General features: G+C 73.8%; 16 protein-coding genes. 8 read left to right on the top strand and 8 right to left on the bottom strand.

Going from position 1 to position 16,386, the window contains the following annotated elements; all coding sequences use genetic code 11:
* Window positions 1-3 precede the first annotated feature (3 nt).
* Both AB0J97_RS22170 and AB0J97_RS22165 read right to left on the bottom strand, forming a co-directional pair.
* The gene (locus AB0J97_RS22170) at window positions 4-348 is read right to left on the bottom strand and encodes a YciI family protein (RefSeq protein ID WP_357700756.1); all 345 of its coding nucleotides are present in this window, start codon (window positions 346-348) and stop codon (window positions 4-6) included.
* A gap of 184 nt (window positions 349-532) precedes the next feature.
* Window positions 533-1,126 carry an AAA family ATPase gene (locus AB0J97_RS22165; protein WP_364091456.1) on the bottom strand — a complete coding sequence of 198 codons (594 nt, stop codon included), beginning with the start codon at window positions 1,124-1,126 and terminating at the stop codon, window positions 533-535.
* Window positions 1,127-1,570: 444 nt separating this feature from the next.
* On the opposite strand from AB0J97_RS22165, the gene AB0J97_RS22160 reads away from it, so the two are divergent.
* A complete protein-coding gene (locus AB0J97_RS22160) occupies window positions 1,571-2,284 on the top strand; it encodes a hypothetical protein (protein ID WP_364091454.1) in 714 nt (237 codons plus the stop codon).
* An 82-nt stretch (window positions 2,285-2,366) separates the two neighbouring features.
* Here AB0J97_RS22160 and AB0J97_RS22155 read toward each other — a convergent pair whose 3' ends face one another.
* Window positions 2,367-3,215 (bottom strand): alpha/beta hydrolase, encoded by an 849-nt coding sequence (locus AB0J97_RS22155; RefSeq protein WP_357700750.1) that lies wholly within the window; start codon window positions 3,213-3,215, stop codon window positions 2,367-2,369.
* Window positions 3,216-3,322: 107 nt separating this feature from the next.
* On the opposite strand from AB0J97_RS22155, the gene AB0J97_RS22150 reads away from it, so the two are divergent.
* Window positions 3,323-4,009 carry a type 1 glutamine amidotransferase gene (locus tag AB0J97_RS22150; protein ID WP_364091452.1) on the top strand — a complete coding sequence of 229 codons (687 nt, stop codon included), beginning with the start codon at window positions 3,323-3,325 and terminating at the stop codon, window positions 4,007-4,009.
* A 95-nt stretch (window positions 4,010-4,104) separates the two neighbouring features.
* On the opposite strand, the gene AB0J97_RS22145 is transcribed toward AB0J97_RS22150, so the two are convergent.
* Window positions 4,105-4,668 (bottom strand): HXXEE domain-containing protein, encoded by a 564-nt coding sequence (locus AB0J97_RS22145; RefSeq protein WP_364091450.1) that lies wholly within the window; start codon window positions 4,666-4,668, stop codon window positions 4,105-4,107.
* Window positions 4,669-4,750: 82 nt separating this feature from the next.
* Between AB0J97_RS22145 and AB0J97_RS22140 the strand changes: the two genes are divergently transcribed.
* Together AB0J97_RS22140 and AB0J97_RS22135 are read left to right on the top strand one after the other, a co-directional pair.
* On the top strand, window positions 4,751-7,672 hold the full coding sequence (locus AB0J97_RS22140) for a bifunctional [glutamine synthetase] adenylyltransferase/[glutamine synthetase]-adenylyl-L-tyrosine phosphorylase (protein ID WP_364091449.1): 2,922 nt from the start codon (window positions 4,751-4,753) through the stop codon (window positions 7,670-7,672).
* A gap of 33 nt (window positions 7,673-7,705) precedes the next feature.
* Window positions 7,706-8,749, top strand: coding sequence for a hypothetical protein (locus AB0J97_RS22135; protein WP_364091447.1), 1,044 nt, complete (start codon window positions 7,706-7,708; stop codon window positions 8,747-8,749).
* A 13-nt stretch (window positions 8,750-8,762) separates the two neighbouring features.
* Here the strand turns inward: AB0J97_RS22135 and AB0J97_RS22130 are convergent, their stop codons facing one another.
* Complete coding sequence (locus AB0J97_RS22130) at window positions 8,763-9,590, bottom strand: LysR family transcriptional regulator (protein ID WP_364091445.1); 828 nt, start codon at window positions 9,588-9,590, stop codon at window positions 8,763-8,765.
* A gap of 83 nt (window positions 9,591-9,673) precedes the next feature.
* Here AB0J97_RS22130 and AB0J97_RS22125 point away from each other — a divergent pair, with 83 nt between their 5' ends.
* Window positions 9,674-10,948, top strand: a complete 1,275-nt coding sequence (locus AB0J97_RS22125; protein WP_364091443.1) for an MFS transporter — start codon at window positions 9,674-9,676, stop codon at window positions 10,946-10,948.
* 43 nt (window positions 10,949-10,991) lie between these two features.
* Window positions 10,992-11,678, top strand: coding sequence for a phenylalanine--tRNA ligase beta subunit-related protein (locus tag AB0J97_RS22120; RefSeq protein WP_364091441.1), 687 nt, complete (start codon window positions 10,992-10,994; stop codon window positions 11,676-11,678).
* Between the two features lie 30 nt (window positions 11,679-11,708).
* On the opposite strand, the gene AB0J97_RS22115 is transcribed toward AB0J97_RS22120, so the two are convergent.
* The 3 genes from AB0J97_RS22115 to AB0J97_RS22105 form a co-directional block, all read right to left on the bottom strand.
* Entirely contained in the window at window positions 11,709-11,942 is a 234-nt protein-coding gene (locus AB0J97_RS22115) for a hypothetical protein (RefSeq protein WP_357700734.1), read from the bottom strand.
* 181 nt (window positions 11,943-12,123) lie between these two features.
* The gene (gene glnA, locus AB0J97_RS22110; RefSeq protein WP_357700733.1) at window positions 12,124-13,548 is read right to left on the bottom strand and encodes a type I glutamate--ammonia ligase; all 1,425 of its coding nucleotides are present in this window, start codon (window positions 13,546-13,548) and stop codon (window positions 12,124-12,126) included.
* 95 nt (window positions 13,549-13,643) lie between these two features.
* The gene (locus AB0J97_RS22105) at window positions 13,644-14,660 is read right to left on the bottom strand and encodes a hypothetical protein (RefSeq protein WP_364091438.1); all 1,017 of its coding nucleotides are present in this window, start codon (window positions 14,658-14,660) and stop codon (window positions 13,644-13,646) included.
* Between the two features lie 77 nt (window positions 14,661-14,737).
* Here AB0J97_RS22105 and AB0J97_RS22100 point away from each other — a divergent pair, with 77 nt between their 5' ends.
* A complete protein-coding gene (locus AB0J97_RS22100) occupies window positions 14,738-15,199 on the top strand; it encodes an RDD family protein (protein ID WP_357700729.1) in 462 nt (153 codons plus the stop codon).
* Window positions 15,196-16,371 carry an MFS transporter gene (locus AB0J97_RS22095; RefSeq protein WP_364091435.1) on the top strand — a complete coding sequence of 392 codons (1,176 nt, stop codon included), beginning with the start codon at window positions 15,196-15,198 and terminating at the stop codon, window positions 16,369-16,371. Before AB0J97_RS22100 ends, AB0J97_RS22095 begins: the two co-directional genes overlap by 4 nt.
* Window positions 16,372-16,386: the final 15 nt, after the last annotated feature.

The raw sequence follows: 16,386 nt of genomic DNA, 5'->3' as shown, positions 1-16,386 counted from the left end.
GGCTCAGCCCTTGAACTCGCGCACCTCGACCGGGAGCACGCCCACGGCGCGCGCGAGCCGGCGCCCCCACTCCAGCGCGCCGTCCAGGTCGGGCGCCCGGATGACGGTGAACCCGCCGACGTGCTCCTTGCCCTCGGTGTAGGGGCCGTCGGTGGTGAACGTCTCGCCGGCGCGCATCCGGACCACCGACGCCTGCTCCGCCGGTGCCAGGCCGCCGGAGAAGACCCACACGCCGGCCGCGCGCATCTCCGACTCGACCGCGCCGATGTCGCGCATGATCGGCTCCAGGACCTCGGGCTCGGGCGGCGGGCCGTCGGGCTCGAACAGGGTCAGCAGGTACTGCTTCATGGCGGGTCCTCCCTCGATGTCCCCTCGATGTCCCCTCGATGTCCCCTCGATGTCCCCTCGATGTCCCCTCGATGTCCCCTCGATGTCCCCTCGGTGTCCCCTCGGTGTCCCCTCGGTGTCCCCTCGGTGTCCCCTCGGTGTCCCCTTGGCGTCTCCGCGGTGTCCCCTCGGCGGGACGTCGTCGTCAGTCGGCGGGGGCGCGGTCGGCGCTGTCGAAGACGATGTGCTCCAGCAGGTCGGCCTCGGCGCGGGTGACGACGTGCGCGCTGACGGCCGGGGCCGGGTCGCCGCCGGCCACCCGGGCCAGCAGGCTGTCCCAGTTGCGGCGGTGGCGGGCGAACGTGCGGGGCGCGACCACCCGTCCCCTGGCGTGCTGGCCGGCGACCGCCGCCGCCGGAGGCGCGTCGAGCAGCAGCAGGTGGAAGCTCGCCCGCTGCCTGCGGGCCAGCCAGGCGAACCCTTTCAGCACGTACGTGGCGCAGCCCCGGTTGTGCGCGAGGACCGCCTGCCCCTTGGCCAGCGCCTGGCTGACCCGGCTCACGTGGGTGGCGAACACCACCGCGCGGCGGACCGGCCGGGGAGCCCAGGTGATGCGGCCGGCCCAGTGGAGCCGCGACTGCCCCGAGTCGATCACCACGACCGCGTCGGCGACGACGGGCGCGCTCTCGGAGCCGTGAAGGCCGTAGAGGCGGCGCAGCAGCGTGGTCTTGCCGGCGCCGGGCAGCCCGGTCAGCACGACCAGCGACCCGGGCGGAAAACGTAACGTCGCCCGCTGCACAGACCCACCCCGCCCGATCGGTTCGCTTCGACCCCTGTCGCGCCAGCATAGGGCGCGCGGGCGGGCAGTGGGCGGGCACAGCGGCCGGAACGGTCCGACGGGATTCACCGGGAATGGGCTCGGGGCGGGGAAATCACGGGATAAGGTACTGCCGACGCCTTGATCGGCCTCACCCCGGAAACGCATCCGACTCCGGGTTGGGGCCGATTTTCGTTGTTCCTCACCCCCGAGTCACATCCGTGCCATGGACGGCGCCGACCCAGGGTGGGGATGGCAGGGGGTAGCCGGGGAAGTTTCGGCCACGCCTGTGGCGTTATGGCATGAGTCGGTCGGCGCTCAGGGGACCCCCAACATCGTGGTAATCCGGGAGTCCAGTAAAATCGGCCTACTCTTTACGATATTTCCGGACTTCTCGCCTGGTGGGGCGATATTGGAGGGTGTGGCATGACGACGGCTGCCCTGCAGACCGTGTTGACCGTTCCCGAGCGTTTCCGGGGCCCGGTGGGAGTCGCCAACGGCGGCTGGATCGCGGGCACCATGGCAGAGGCGCTGAACGGCGGCCGATCAGCGGTCGAGGTCACGCTGCACGCGCCCACGCCCCTGGAGACCGAGCTGCGCCTTGAGCACGTCGCCAACAGCGTCTCGCTGTCCGACGGCGACAAGGTCCTGGTCGAGGCCATCCCCGTCGCCGAGACCCTGACCGGGCCCGGCTTCGTGCCGTTCACCGACGCCGCCCGCGCCGAGGCCGGGTTCGTCGGCCTGAAGGCCCACCCGTTCGCCGAGTGCTTCGCCTGCGGCCTGCGCGAGCCGGGCGACGGCCTGCGCATCTTCCCCGGCCCGGTGGAGGGCTCCGACCTGGTGGCCGCCGGGTGGCGGGTGCCGTTCACGGTGAGCGGCGAGGACGGCGTCCCCGCCTCGATCGTGGGCGCGGTGCTCGACTGCATCACCGGCTGGGCGCACTTCGGCCCCGGTGAGTCGGCCCTGCTCGGCCGTCTGGTCGTGCAGATCAACGGCCCGGTGCTGCCGGGTGGCCGCTACTCCGTCGTGGCCCGTCCGACCGGCCGCGAGGGCCGCAAGATGTACGGCGAGAGCGGCATCTACGAGGGCGACGGCACCTTGGTGGCCGCCGCCCGCGCCACGTGGATCGCTCCACGCTGACCTGTGCCGACGACGGCCCTCCGAGCTCGGCTCGGGGGGCCGTTTCTCGTCCGAGGCGAAGACGGACGGCTCGCCGCAGCGGTCAGGACCCGGTGATCCGGGCCAGGACGGTCGTCACCGGCTCCTCGTCGAACAGGATCGTGTAGTGGTTGCAGTCGGGCACCAGCTCGTCGCGCAGGCCGGGCACGCGGGCCGTCCACGTCCGGGCGACCTCGTCGGGCAGCATGCCGGTGTCCTGGTCGAGCAGGCCGCGCGGCGCCCTGAGCAGGTGCAGCGGCGCCTTGATCGCGGCCAGCGCGGCGCCGATCTCGGCCGTCTCGGTGCGCATCCAGCGCCCGTCCGCCATCACGGCCTCGCCGACGGCCCGTGAGCGCATCGCGCCCTCGGGGCCGGTGAGGTCGTAGCGCACGTACGCCTCGACGTCCGGGCTCCAGTGGGCGGCGAAGGCCGGATGGGCCTTGAAGAAGTCCACGTACTCCTGGGGGGAGGCGAACGTCCGGCGCAGGCGGGCGAGCGCGGGCCCGAGCGTGGCCTCCAGGGCGGCGTCGGGGTCGACGCCCTCGGGCAGCGGGAGCGGGAGGCCGCCGTCCACCAGGACGACCCGGGCGAAGTCGCGGGCGGCCCCGGCCAGCACGGCCACGTACGCGCCCATCGAGTGGCCGGCCAGCACCGCGTCCGGGCCCGCGCCGACGTGCTCGGCGACGCGCAGGACGTCCTCGGCGTGCCGGGGCAGCCCGTACGGGCCGGGCAGGGAGGCGCTGTGCCCGCGGCCGCGCAGGTCCATCGCGATCAGTGACCACTCCTCGGGCAGCCGCCGCCCGACCGCGCCCCAGGCCATGAGCGAGGCGCTGATGCCGTGGACCGCGATGACCTTGCGGGGGCCGGTGCCGAACGTGGCGACGCGCAGCCCGTCCACTTCGTCGAATCTCATAGCCGGATCCTAGGGACCCGCCCGGCGCCGGGCACCCACCGCCCGCGGCTGTCCCGGCAACGGACGGATAGCCGCTTTTACGAAAAAAGGCGGATAAATTACCCGATATGCGCATCACCGTGATCGAGCACGAGGCCGGCGCCGGGCTCGGCCACCTGGCGGACTGGCTCGGCCCCACCTGCGACGTCGTCCGCCCCTACCTCGGCGACCCGGTCCCCTCACGGGCCGCCGACGGCCTGATCGTGCTCGGCGGCGCCGCGGCCGCCTGGGAGGACGAGCGCAGCCCCTGGCAGCCCGCCACCCGCGCCCTCCTGCGCCGCGCCGTGGACGAGGGCACCCCCACGCTCGGCATCTGCCTCGGCGCGCAGCTTCTCACCATGGCACTCGGCGGCACGGTCGAGCGCGGCGGGAACGGCCTGGAGGTGGGGGCGTGCGAGGTGGTCGCGCTGCCCGCCGCCGCCTCCGACCCGCTGCTGTCCGGCGTCCCGGCCAGGGCCACCGCCGTCCAGTACCACCAGGACGCCATGACGCGGCTGCCGGCGGGCGCGGTGCCGCTGATGACCGGCGCCCAGTACCCGAACCAGGCCTACCGGGTCGGCGAGCGCGCCTGGGCGTTGCAGTTCCACCCCGAGGCCACCCCGGAGATCTTCACCGCCTGGACGGCGGAGTCGGACCTGGAGTCGGCCGAGGACCTGAACGCCGCCGTCAAGGCCGCCGAGCCCGCCCTCGTCGCGACCTGGCGACCGGTCGCGCAGGCGTTCGCCCAGGTGGTCGAAGCCTCCCGCCCGGCCTGACAGCCACCCCGGGACCCACCGCCCCCACCCTGGAGCCCCCCACGCGGCCTGGCCGCCCGGCGCGGCTCGGGCCGGGGGCGAGCCGCCGGTGCGGGTCAGAACCAGCGGTCGCGGCCGAGACCGTCCGTGGGCGAGGACTCGGCGGCCCGGTCGTGGTGGCGGGTGAGCAGATGGGCGATCGCGTGCACGCCGCCCACCGTCAGAGGCAGCGCCGCGAGCCCGTACGCGGCAGACCGCCCCGGCGCCGCCACCACCCCCGCCCGCCGCAGCCGCCGCCACGCCCAGGCCGAGAACGGGATCACCACCAGCGGCGCCGTCACCACCCCCGGCGTGTACCCCCGCGTGGCGACGGCCTGCGCCACGTGGACGACCCCGTGCAGCCCGAACCCCGCCAGCACCGCCTGGAACGCCGGGCTGCGGCCCCCGCTGCGCGCCCCGAGCGCAGCGGCCCCCGCCACCACGCCGCCCATCAGCCCGATCGCCACGTTCACCCGCGCCTGCGACACCTCCAGCCGCTCCCACGGCACCCCCGGGTACAGCCGCTCCAGCCGGGGACGGGCCCGCCGCACCCATCCGGCCATGGTCGCCAGCTCCTCCGCGTCGTGCACGGCCCAGGCCGCCAGCATTCCCCAGGTCACCGCCGCGGACATCCGGCCCATGTCATCACCTCTCCGACAAAACGCAACGCTACGTTGCGTTGCACTCTACGGCTTCCGGGCCGCCACCTGTCAAGATGAGCAGGTGCCCAGGATCGAATCGACCGCCGCACGCCTCGCCAAGCTCGGCTTCGCCGACGGGGCCAGGGCCGCCCAGCTCCTCGACCGCACCCCGGCCGACCTCGACGACCTTCTGGAGTTCCTGGTCGCCGTGGCCGATCCCGACCTGGCCCTGGTCTCGCTGACCCGCCTGGCCGAGCGCGAGCCCGCCGTCCTCGACGCCGTGCGCGCCGACGACCGGCTCAGGGCGCGCCTGTTCGCCGTCCTCGGCGTCAGCGCCGCGCTCGGCGAGCACCTGGTGCGCCACCCCGGCCAGACGGCCCTGCTGGCCGAACCCGACCTGGGCGAGGCGCGGGCCGCGCTGCTGCGCGCCGTCGGCGCCGAGCCCGACGAGCCCGAGCCGCGCGCCGACGGCCCCGACCCGCTGGTGGCGCTGCGGGTGGCCTACCGGGGCCGCCTCATGCACCTGGCCGCCCGCGACCTCACCGGCCAGGCCACGCTCGCCGAGGTCATGGCCGAGCTGTCCGACCTGGCCGCCGCGGCGCTGGAGGCGGCCCTGGCGGTCGCCCGCGCCGAGGTCGACGACTCCGAGGCGCGCCTGGCGGTCATCGGCATGGGCAAGTGCGGCGCCCGGGAGCTCAACTACATCAGCGACGTCGACGTCGTCTTCGTCGCCGAGCCGCGCGAGGGCGCCGACGAGACCAAGGCGCTGCGCTCGGCCACCAGGCTGGCCCAGGCCATGATGCGGGCCTGCACGGCGGCCACCCAGGAGGGCCCGCTGTGGGAGGTCGACGCCGGCCTGCGCCCCGAGGGCCGGTCCGGCCCGCTGGTCCGCACCCTGGGCAGCCACCTGGCCTACTACCGCCGCTGGGCCAAGACCTGGGAGTTCCAGGCGCTGCTCAAGGCCAGGCCGGTGGCGGGCGACCCGGAGCTCGGCGAGTCCTACGTCCAGGCGGTCAACGACCTCGTCTGGACGGCCGCCACCCGCGAGCACTTCGTGGAGGACGTGCAGGCCATGCGCCGGCGCGTCGAGTCGCACGTGCGCGCCGAGGGGGAGCGGCAGCTCAAGCTGGGGCCCGGCGGGCTGCGCGATATCGAGTTCGCTGTCCAGCTGCTGCAACTCGTGCACGGCAGGCTCGACCCGCTGCTGCGCCGCCGGGCGACCCTCCCGGCCCTGGCCGCGCTCTCCCGCGGCGGCTACGTGGGCCGCGACGACTCACGCGGCCTCGCCGAGGCGTACACGTTCCTGCGCCAGGTCGAGCACCTGTTGCAGCTCCACCGGCTGCGGCGTACGCACCTGCTGCCCACCGACGAGGCCGACCTGCGCAGGCTCGGCCGCGCGCTGGGCATGCAGACCGACCCGGTGGGGGAGTTCACCGCCCGGTGGCGGCGGCACGCCATGGAGGCGCGGCGGCTGCACGAGAAGCTGTTCTACCGGCCGCTGCTCCAGGCCGTGGCCCGGCTGCCTGAGTCGGAGGCGCGGCTGTCCACGGCCGCGGCGGCGGCCCGGCTGGAGGCGCTGGGCTACGTCGATCCCAACGGCGCGCTGCGGCACATCGCGGCGCTGTCCACGGGCGTGTCCAGGCGCGCTGCCATCCAGCGCACGCTGCTGCCCGTCATGCTCGGCTGGTTCGCCGACACGCCCGACCCCGACGCGGCGCTGCTCGGCTTCCGGCAGGTCAGCGACAAGCTCGGCAGCACCCCGTGGTACCTGCGGCTGCTGCGCGACGAGACCGCGGTGGCCGCGCGGATGGCGCGGGTGCTCGGCACCGGCCGCTACGCCACCGGCCTGCTCATGCACGCCCCCGACGCGGTCGCGATGCTCGGCTCCGACCAGGAGCTGGCCGTCCGGCCGCCCGGGGCGCTGCGCGGCGAGGCGTCGGCGGCGGTGTCCCGGCACGCAGGAGAGCCGGAGACGGCGGTGGCGGCCGTGCGGGGGCTGCGCCGCAGGGAGCTGTTCCGCACCGCCGTCGCCGACATCTCGCAGCTCCTCGACATCGAGACCGTCGGCACGGCGCTGTCGTCGCTCAACGACGTGACCCTGCAGGCCGCGCTCGACGCCGCGCTGGCCAAGGCCCCGGACGTGACCCGGTTCGCGGTCATCGCCATGGGCCGGCTCGGCGGCATGGAGTGCTCGTACGCCAGCGACGCCGACGTGATGTTCGTGCACTCGCCGCTGCCCGGCGTCGAGGAGCGGGAGGCCACCGACGCCGCCTTCGCCGTGGCCAACGAGCTGCGCCGGCTGCTGTCGCTGCCCGCCCCCGACCCGCCGCTGCTCATCGACCCCGACCTGCGTCCGGAGGGCCGCCAGGGGCCGCTGGTGCGCACGCTGGCCTCCTACCGCGCCTACTACGCCCGCTGGTCGGCGCCGTGGGAGGCGCAGGCGCTGCTGCGCGCCCGCTTCTCGGCCGGCGACGCCGCGCTCGGCGACGCGTTCATCTCCATGATCGACGAGCTGCGCTACCCGTCCGAGGGGTTGCGCGAGGACGCGATCAGGGAGATCAGGCGGCTCAAGGCGCGCATGGAGGCCGAACGGCTGCCGCGCGGCGCCGATCCCGCCCTGCACACCAAGCTCGGCCCCGGCGGGTTGTCGGACGTGGAGTGGGTGGCCCAGCTCCTCCAGCTCTGCCACGCGGGCGGCGTGCCGGCCCTGCGCACCACCCGGACGATCGGGGCGCTGCGCGCGGCGGCGGCCGAGGGGCTGCTCGACCCGGCCGACGAGCTGGTGCTGGCCGAGGCGTGGCGCTTCGCCTCGCGCGTCCGCGACGCGATCATGCTGGTCAGGGGCAGGCCCGGCGACAGCGTGCCGGCCGACGCGGGGGAGCGCAGGCTCATCGCCCGTACGCTCGGCTACCCGCCGGACGGCTCGGAGGACTTCCTCGACGACTACCGCCGCGTCACCCGCCGCGCCCGCCGGGTCGTGGACCGCGTCTTCTACGGGGGTTGATCCCGGTCCTCGCCGGGGTGTATCAAGGCGCAGGTGTTATCCGTTTACGTGGACCTGGCCCTCGGCCTGGTGGTGTCGTTCCTGCTGCTTTCGCTGCTGGTGAGCGGGGTCAACGAGGCGTTCGTGCGCCTGCTCGCCATCCGCAGCAAGTTCCTGTGGGCCTACCTCAGGGACACCCTCGACGGCGCCGACGCGCAGGGCAGGTCGTGGCTGCCCGCCAAGCTGCGCGACGTGTTCGCCGCACTGCCGTTCACCCGCGATCCCCGGCCGGCCCACAGCGACCAGCCCGCGCCCGCCGAGCCCGGCACGCTGCCGGTCGCCGAGCCAAAGGCGCAGGACGCCATGGTCAAGCTGCTGTACGAGCGCGTCCAGGAGATCGACCATCCGACCAAGGGCCGTACGAGCATCGCGAACATCCCGCCGGGGCGCTTCGCCGTCGCCCTGATGGAGATGGCGGCCGCCGAGCCCGGGGGCGTCGAGGGCCTCCTGGCCAAGCTCAAGGAGATGGGCAGCCCCCTGTACGGCCACCTGCGCGGCGTCTGGGAGACCGCGCAGCGCGACCTCGACCGGTTCAGGCAGGGCGTCGAGACCTGGTTCGACGGCGAGATGGAACGCCTGTCGATGTTGTACAAGCGCTACGTCAAGTGGGTGGTGGCCGTCCTCGGCCTCCTGGTGACCCTGCTGTTCACCATGGACGGCCTGGAGTACGGCAAGACGCTGCTGCGCGACAACGCCTTCCGCGCCTCGGTGACCGCCGTGGCCGAGGCGGGCCCGGCGGCGTACGACGAGCTCAAGGCCCGATGCGGCCGGTCCGACCCGGTGCCGTGCATCACCGAGACGCTCAGCGAGCCCGCGATGGTCCAGATGCTCCAGCACGCGCTGGTCAGCATCGCCATCCCGGCCGAGGGCGACCCCACGCTCCACTGGAACGGCGCCGCCTGGTGGAACCGGCTCACCACCCCCAGCCACTGGCCCGGCTTCCTGCTGACGTACGTGGCCCTGCTGTTCGGCGCCCCCTTCTGGTGGGACGTGTTCCGCCGCATCACCGGCATCAGGTCCCGGCGCAAGGACCAGTGAGGGGAGCGGCGGGTCAGGCGCTCATGGCGTACAGCACGTCGCGCAGGGACTCCTCGCGGCCGCGCAGCCAGACCAGGCGCAGGGCCAGCGCGGGCGCCCGGCAGTCGAGCTCGACCAGCGCGCCGGAGTCGAGGTCGGAGCCCAGGGCGAAGTCGGGCAGCAGCGCCTGCCCGAAGCCCTGCCTGGCCCACTCGCGGGCGGTGGCGATGCTGGTCAGCTCCCGGCGCGGCACGGCCGGGCCGAACGTCTGGTCGGCCGCGAGCCGGATCGAGCAGCCGGGCGGGCTCACCAGCAGCGGCTCGCGCTCGCCGTCGGGCGCGGCGACCAGCGACAGCGCGACCTCGCCGACGTCGAGGAAGTCCATGCCGGGCGGCGGGGTGAACCCGAGGCCGCCGATCCGGGGGCCGAGGTCCAGCAGCAGCGCCGCGTCCAGGTCGCCGGAGGCCACCTGGGCCAGCAGGTCGCGCCGCATCAGGGAGCGTACGTCCACGTCCAGGTCGGGGCGGCGTTCGGACAGGCGGCGCAGCACGGAGGGCAGCCGGGCGGCGGCCAGCATCTCCAGCGCGCCGACGCGCACCCGGCGGCGCCGGCCGGTGACCGCGCGGCGCACCTCCTCGGCGTGGTCGAGCAGGCCCTGCGCGCGGCCGAGCAGGGTGGCGCCGGCGTCGGTCAGCCGCATGCCCTGCGGTGTGCGCTCGAACAGCGCCACGCCGAGGCTGTCCTCCAGCCTGCGCACCTGCTCCGACACCGACGCGGGGGCCAGGCCGAGCGTGTTCGCCGCCCCGGTGACGGTGCCCGCGCCCGCCACCGCGACGAAGCCCCTCAACTGCCGCAAGTCCATATAAAGCAGCATAAGGTTTTCCCGAATGCCCCGTGCGGCGGCGCCTGTTGAGGGGAGAAGTCGCGTTTCAGCAGGCTGTGGGCATGCGAATGTTCGGCTTCTCCCTCGCCTACTTCCTGGTGATCCTCGACACGACCGTGCTGACGATCGCGCTGCCGGACCTGCGCGCCTCGCTCGGCGGCTCGCTGGCCGGGCAGCAGTGGGCGGTCAACGCCTACACCGTCGCCTTCGCCGCGTCGCTGCTCACCGGGGGCGCGGTGGCCGACCGGTTCGGCGCGGCCCGCGTCTTCAAGGCCGGGGTGGCGCTGTTCGGCGTGCTGTCGCTGCTCAGCGCGGCGGCGCCGGACCTGGGCGTGCTGGTCGCGCTGCGCGCCCTGCTCGGGGTGGCCGCGGCGCTGTGCACGGGCGGCTCGCTCGGCCTGCTCGCCGAGATGTACCCGGCGCCCGCCGTCCGCGCCCGCGCCACCGGCCTGTGGGCGGCGATCACCGGCTCGGCGCTCGCCGCCGGTCCCCTGCTCGGCGGTCTCCTGGTCGGCCTGTCCGGCTGGCGCGCCGTCTTCCTGGTCAACGTGCCCTTCGCCGTGACCAGCCTGCTGATCATGCGCGGCGTCGCCTCGCCGCGCGGCTCCCGCCGGATCGACTGGCAGGTCCAGGCGTTGGCCTGCGTGCTGCTCGGCCTGGTCGCCGAAGCCCTGATCGACTCCTCCGCGCTCGCCGCCGCGCTGGCCGTGGCCGTCCTGGTGGTCCTGGTGCTGGTGGAGCGCCGCAGCCACGCCCCCGCCCTGCCCGGCGGCCTGCTCGCCGCCACCTGGCCCGAGCTGCTGGCCGGTACGGTCGCCAACTTCGCCTTCTCCGGCGCGCTGTTCGTGCTCACCCTCCTCCTCCAGGACACCCGCCACCTGTCCCCGGTCGCCGCCGGGCTCGCCTTCCTGCCGCTCACGCTGCCCATGACGGTCAACCCGCTGCTCACCGGCCGCCTGGTGGCCCGCCACGGCCCGCGTCCGCCGATCCTGGGCGGCCTCGCCCTCCTCGCGACCGGCCTGGCCGGGGTCGCGCTCACCGACGTGTTGTGGCCCTGGCTGGTGGTCATGGGGTTCGGGCTGTCGTTCGTGCTCCCGGCGCTGATGGCGGGCATGGTGAACGCCGCCCCCGCGGGCACGGCGGGCACCGCGGGCGGCGTGCTGAACGCCTCCCGCCAGGTCGGCGCCACCCTCGGCGTCGCGGTGCTGGGCGTCGTCGGACGGCCCCTGCTCGTCGCGGCCGTCGTGACGGCGCTGGCGTTCGCCTGCTACGCCCTGGCCGCCGCCCGCGCCCGGCACGCCGCGAACGGGCGACGGGAGGCCGCCGCAGTATCGTGAGGCGCACCAGCGTGACGACCTGCGAGGTGACAGTGAGGTGACAGTGCGTTTCCAGCATTCCGACGACATCTGGCGGGACTTCCCCGACCTGGTGCCCTTCGCGCTCCACGTGGAGGGGGTCGACGCCGCCGCCCGCGTCGACGACCAGGTGGCCCGCTACTGCGACCTGGCCGCGCGGCGGGCCGGCCCCGAGAGCGAGCTGCCCGAGATCCAGGCGTGGCGGCGGGCGTTCACGCGGATGGGGCTCAAGCCGACGCAGTACCGGTGCGCGTCGGAGTCGCTGCTGCGCCGCTTCAGGAAGGAGGGCGCCCTGCCGCGCCTGCATCCCCTGATCGACCTGTGCAACGCGGTCTCGATCGCCTTCGCCGTCCCGGTGGCGGTGTTCGACGTCTCCCGGATCTCCGGCTTCGTGGAGGTGCGGTACGCCACGGGCGAGGAGACGTACCAGACCTTCTCCGGCGAGACGGAACATCCGGCCCCCGGAGAAGTGATCTTCGCTGACGCGGACGGCCGGGCGCACGCGCGCCGCTGGACCAACCGGCAGAGCGGCCTGTCGGCGGTCGGCGACACCACCACCGACGTGCTCATCGTGGCCGAGGCCCTGCACGAGACGGCCCGCGCCGACGTCGAACGCCTGGCCGCGGCCCTCTACGACGAGCTGACCGCCCTGTGGCCGGTGTCGCCGAAGTCGGAGATCCTCACGCCGTCGGCGCCGCGCTTCGACTTCTGACCACCGCCGGCCACGGGCGGTCTCCCCGGATCAGCAGGGCGTGAAGTAGACCTTCTGGGTGCCCGACAGGATGCCCCACTCACCGGCGGGCTGGCCGCAGCCGAACCAGCGCTGGCCGACGAGCTGGTCGCCGCTGAAGTAGGCGAAGACGACGAGGAGGTCGCCGCCGGGCGGGGGCGGCGGAATGGCGTGAGCCGGGGTGGAACCGAGACAGAGCGCGCCGGCGGCCAGCACCGCGGCTAACACCCCTCGTGTGATCCTCATGACGGTCCTCCAGACCGTTCGGGCGCGTTCGGCCGATGGCCGGTTGCGTGATCTGGGATCAAGGTAACCGCGTTCGGGGACGGCCGCCAGAGCCCTCCTGGCGCTGCCCCGGCCCCCGCACACGGAACGGCCCGGCGTCGCGAACGATCGCGGCCGGGCCGTCTCCGTCAAGCCTTCGACGTCACACGTCGTAGTACAGCTCGAACTCGTGCGGGTGCGGCCGCAGGCGGATCGGGTCGACCTCGTTCTCCCGCTTGTACGACACCCACGTCTCGATCAGGTCGGGCGTGAACACGCCGCCTTCGAGCAGGTAGTCGTGGTCGGCCTCCAGCGCGGCGAGCACCTCGGGCAGCGAGCCGGGCACCTGCGGAACCTGGCGGGCCTCCTCCGGCGGCAGCTCGTAGAGGTCCTTGTCGACCGGCTCCGGCGGCTCGATCTTGTTGCGGATGCCGTCGATCCCCGCCATCAGCATCGCCGCGAAGGCGAAGTACGGGTTGCACGACGGGTCGGGCACGCGGAACTCGATGCGCTTGGCCTTCGGGTTGGACCCCGTGATCGGGATGCGCACGCAGGCCGAGCGGTTGCGCTGGGAGTAGACCAGGTTGACCGGCGCCTCGTAGCCCGGGACCAGGCGGTGGTAGGAGTTGACCGTCGGGTTGGTGAAGGCCAGCAGCGACGGCGCGTGCCGCAGCAGGCCGCCGATGTAGTAGCGGGCGGTGTCGGACAGGCCCGCGTAGCCGACCTCGTCGTAGAACAGCGGCGAGCCGTCCTTCCACAGCGACTGGTGGCAGTGCATGCCGGAGCCGTTGTCACCGAAGATCGGCTTGGGCATGAACGTGACGGTGTGGCCGTACTCCAGGGCGGTGCTCTTGATGACGTACTTGTAGAGCATCAGGTTGTCGGCCGTCTTGAGCAGCGTGCCGAACTTGAAGTCGATCTCGGCCTGGCCCGCCGTGCCGACCTCGTGGTGCTGCATCTCGACGTCGATGCCGCACTCGATGAGGTTGCGCACCATCTCCGAGCGCAGGTCGGTGAAGTGGTCCATCGGCGGGACCGGGAAGTAGCCGCCCTTGTAGCGCGGCTTGTAGCCCAGGTTGCCGCCCTCGGCCCGCTTGCCGGTGTTCCAGGCGCCCTCGATGGAGTCGATGTAGTAGTAGCCGGCGTTCGCCTTCGTCTCGAAGCGCACGTCGTCGAAGATGTAGAACTCGGCCTCCGGCCCGAAGTAGGCCGTGTCGGCGATGCCGGTGCCCTTGAGGTACTCCTCGGCCTTGCGCGCCACGTTGCGCGGGTCGCGGCTGTAGGCCTCGCCGGTCAGCGGGTCGTGCACGAAGAAGTTGAGGTTGAGCGTCTTGTGCTGGCGGAACGGGTCGAGCACCGCGCTGGACGGGTCGGGCAGCAGCAGCATGTCCGACTCGTGGATCGCCTGGAAGCCGCGGATGGACGAGCCGTCGAACATGAGCCCGTCGGTGAAGACGTTCGCGCCGAAGTTCTCAACCGGGAAGGTGAAGTGGTGCGTCGTCCCCGGCAGGTCGGTGAACCTGACATCGACGAACTGCACCCCTTCGTCACTGATGAACTTCAGGACGTCGTCGGCGGAGTTGAACACTCTCGAACCTCCCTGAGGGACTGGCCATCATGCCGACGCTAGGTCGCGGCCGTTTCCGTACGGTGTCTCGATTGTTTCGCATGTGTTACGCAGGGTCACGTCTCCTCGGACGTGTCGCAGCCCCCGTCGGAAACCGATCGTTCCTCCAGCTCGTAGGGGTCGGTGGCCGGGCCGCTCGGCGCGACGGAACCGGGCGGGTCGTCCTCGTAGACGGGATGGACGAAGCCGTCTTTGGTGCCGCACCTGGCCGGGGTGTGACTCATGCCCCACTCCACGTACGCGGCCGTCCGGCCCTCCGAGCGGTACAACCGCACCTCGCCGGTGAGGTGCGAGACCAGCCGCATGGTGGTGGACGGCTCGCCGGGACGGCGCACGGCGTAGACGGCCAGGTAGTTCACCGCGACCTTGACGCCGCGCAGGCCGTCCTCCCGGAAGGTGCCCAGGCGGGCGGTGCCGTTGACCTTGATCACGTCGCCGACCGGCTCGGCGCTGCCGGGGGCGAAGCTGTTGACCAGGTCGCGGCTGTCGTACTTCTTGCCGCCCAGCTCCTCGTAGAACAACTCGCGCTGGTCGGCGTCGAGCAGCCCGGCGAACGCCTTGGGCCTGCCTCCCAGCAGCGTCTCGCGGTCGAGGAGGGCCGCCGCGAGCAGGGCGCGGGTGCGCTTCAGCCCCTTGGCCACGTCCGCCTTCGACAGGCCGCCCAGCGCCTTGGCCTCCGGCATCACGAAGCCCGCGGCGCCGTCGGCGTAGCGCTCGGCGGGCGAGCCGGCGAAGGGGTTGTCGGTCCGTGCGGGATTCGCGAGGACCGGCAGGCCCTCCAGGCCCGGGTTCGCGCCGAGCCGGTCGGGGCGATAGATGATCATGAGGCCCGCGGCGCTCACGACCACGCCCAGCACGATCAGCGCGACCGACATGCGTCCGAGCCTGCGCGAACCGGGGCCGGCGGGTAAGCGCTCCGGCCGCGGCGGGCGTGGCGCGCGTTGTGGCGGGGCGCCCGCCCTGGCCTCCCTGGCCTGCCTGGCGGCCGACGAGCGCATCCTGCGGCGCTCGCCCTCGTCGATCTGCGCGACCACCTCGTTGAAGCGCGCGTCAAGGTCATCCCCGTGTGGCATGGCGACCATGATGGCGGGGGCAGGGCGCGGTTGGGTCACGACGCCGACCGGCCCGGGGGCCGGATACCGTTGAAGGCATGAGCAGCAATGAGCCTCGGTGGACGCAGACCTGGCTGGGCGGCGTCCGGTCCGCCGGGATCGACCTCGGATACCCGGGTGAGCGTCTCGGGCTGCCCGAGGAGGGCAGCGGATCGGTCGCCGGGTGGGGGCGCAGGATCGCCGCGCTCGCGATCGACTGGATGATCTGCACCTGGTTCGTCGTGCAGCTGCTGCTCAGGATGAACCCGGCCGAGTCCCCGTGGGCGCCCGTGGCGGTGTTCGCGCTGCAATACCTGCTGCTCGTCGGCTTCATGGGCCAGACGTTCGGCCACCGGCTGGCCGGCATCCGCGTCGCCGCCATGGACGGCGGCGCACCGCGCCTGCTGCCCGTGCTGGTGCGCACCGTGCTGCTGGGCCTGGCCCTGCCGGCCCTGATCTGGGACCGCGACCACCGCGGGGTGCACGACCGGGTGTCCAACACCGTGGTCGTCCGGATGTGACGACCTCCGGGGCGGGCCGGTGGTTCGGCCCGCTCATGGTGGCGGCGGTGTGCGTGCAGGCGGCGACGTTCGCGGCCCGTCCGATGGTGAGCTACCGGGCCATCGAGATCGGCGCCGGCAACCTCGGCATCGGGCTCGTCACCGCCGGTTTCTCGCTGCTCCCGCTCTTCGCGGCCGTCTCCGTGGGCCGCTGGGTGGACGCCTCCGGCGAGCGTGGCGCGGCCCTGCTGGGCGCCGCGCTGATCACCGGCAGCGCCCTGGCGCTGGCCGTGGCCCGTTCGCTGTGGGCGCTGGTGCTGCTCAACGCGGTGTTCGGGCTCGGGCACCTGCTGTCCGTCGTCGCCCAGCAGGCCGTCATCGCCAACCGGGTCGCCGCCGGAGGCCACGACCGCGCCTATGCGCGCTTCACCGTCTTCACCTCGCTCGGCCAGCTCGCCGGGCCGTCCGCCGCGGCCCTGGTGGCGGGCCGCACCGCTTCCGGGGGCGCGGCCCAGGTGGGGCCCGCCCTCGCCGTGGCGGCCGGGTTCGGGCTGGTGGCGGGGCTGGCGAGCCTGCGCACCGGCGGTCCCGGCCCGGCCCGGGGGCGGGCCGCCGTCCGGCGCTTCCCGCTGCGGGGCACGCTCGGCCAGGAGGGCATGTGGCAGGCCCTGATGACGAGCCTGGCCACCGTGTCCACGCTCGACCTGGTGCTGGCGTACCTGCCGGCCTGGGGGGAGAGCCGCGGCGCCGGGGTGGTCGCGGTCGGCGCGCTGCTGGCGCTGCGGGCCGCCGCCACCATGGCGAGCAGGCTCGCCATGGAACGCCTGGTCCTGCGGTACGGCCGCCGCGCCGTCCTGGTGACCAGCACCGTCGTGGCCGCGGTCACCGTCGCCGCGCTGCCCCTGTGCGGGCCGGCCGCCGCGGTGCCGGTCGTCGCGCTGATGGGGCTCGCGCTGGGGCTGGGCCAGCCGCTGACGTTGTCGTGGGTGGCCGGACGCGCGCGGGCGGGCGAGCGCGGCACGGCGCTCGCGCTGCGCCTGACCGGCAGCCGGCTGGGCCAGGTGCTGGTGCCGGCCCTGGCGGGCGTGGTGGCGGGCGCGACCGGCGTGCTCGGCGTCTTCACGCTCAGCGCCGCCATGCTGGCCGCCACCGCCGGTCTGGCCGCCCGCGCGCCGATGAGCACCGCGGAGTAGAAACCATACCGGGTT

Source organism: Nonomuraea sp. NPDC049607, assembly GCF_040675375.1.
Lineage (GTDB): Bacteria > Actinomycetota > Actinomycetes > Streptosporangiales > Streptosporangiaceae > Nonomuraea.
The sequence above is the reverse complement of the archived record's forward strand: the minus strand, read 5'-3'. Positions and strand labels throughout refer to the sequence as shown.

Bases quoted from the DNA above. Each gene is read 5' to 3' on its own strand.
- AB0J97_RS22170 (WP_357700756.1), bottom strand. From the start codon at position 348: ATGAAGCAGTACCTGCTGACCCTGTTCGAGCCCGACGGCCCGCCGCCC.
- AB0J97_RS22160 (WP_364091454.1), top strand. From the start codon at position 1,571: ATGACGACGGCTGCCCTGCAGACCGTGTTGACCGTTCCCGAGCGTTTC.
- AB0J97_RS22155 (WP_357700750.1), bottom strand. From the start codon at position 3,215: ATGAGATTCGACGAAGTGGACGGGCTGCGCGTCGCCACGTTCGGCACC.
- AB0J97_RS22150 (WP_364091452.1), top strand. From the start codon at position 3,323: ATGCGCATCACCGTGATCGAGCACGAGGCCGGCGCCGGGCTCGGCCAC.
- AB0J97_RS22145 (WP_364091450.1), bottom strand. From the start codon at position 4,668: ATGGGCCGGATGTCCGCGGCGGTGACCTGGGGAATGCTGGCGGCCTGG.
- AB0J97_RS22130 (WP_364091445.1), bottom strand. From the start codon at position 9,590: ATGGACTTGCGGCAGTTGAGGGGCTTCGTCGCGGTGGCGGGCGCGGGC.
- AB0J97_RS22125 (WP_364091443.1), top strand. From the start codon at position 9,674: ATGCGAATGTTCGGCTTCTCCCTCGCCTACTTCCTGGTGATCCTCGAC.
- AB0J97_RS22115 (WP_357700734.1), bottom strand. From the start codon at position 11,942: ATGAGGATCACACGAGGGGTGTTAGCCGCGGTGCTGGCCGCCGGCGCG.
- AB0J97_RS22105 (WP_364091438.1), bottom strand. From the start codon at position 14,660: ATGCCACACGGGGATGACCTTGACGCGCGCTTCAACGAGGTGGTCGCG.
- AB0J97_RS22100 (WP_357700729.1), top strand. From the start codon at position 14,738: ATGAGCAGCAATGAGCCTCGGTGGACGCAGACCTGGCTGGGCGGCGTC.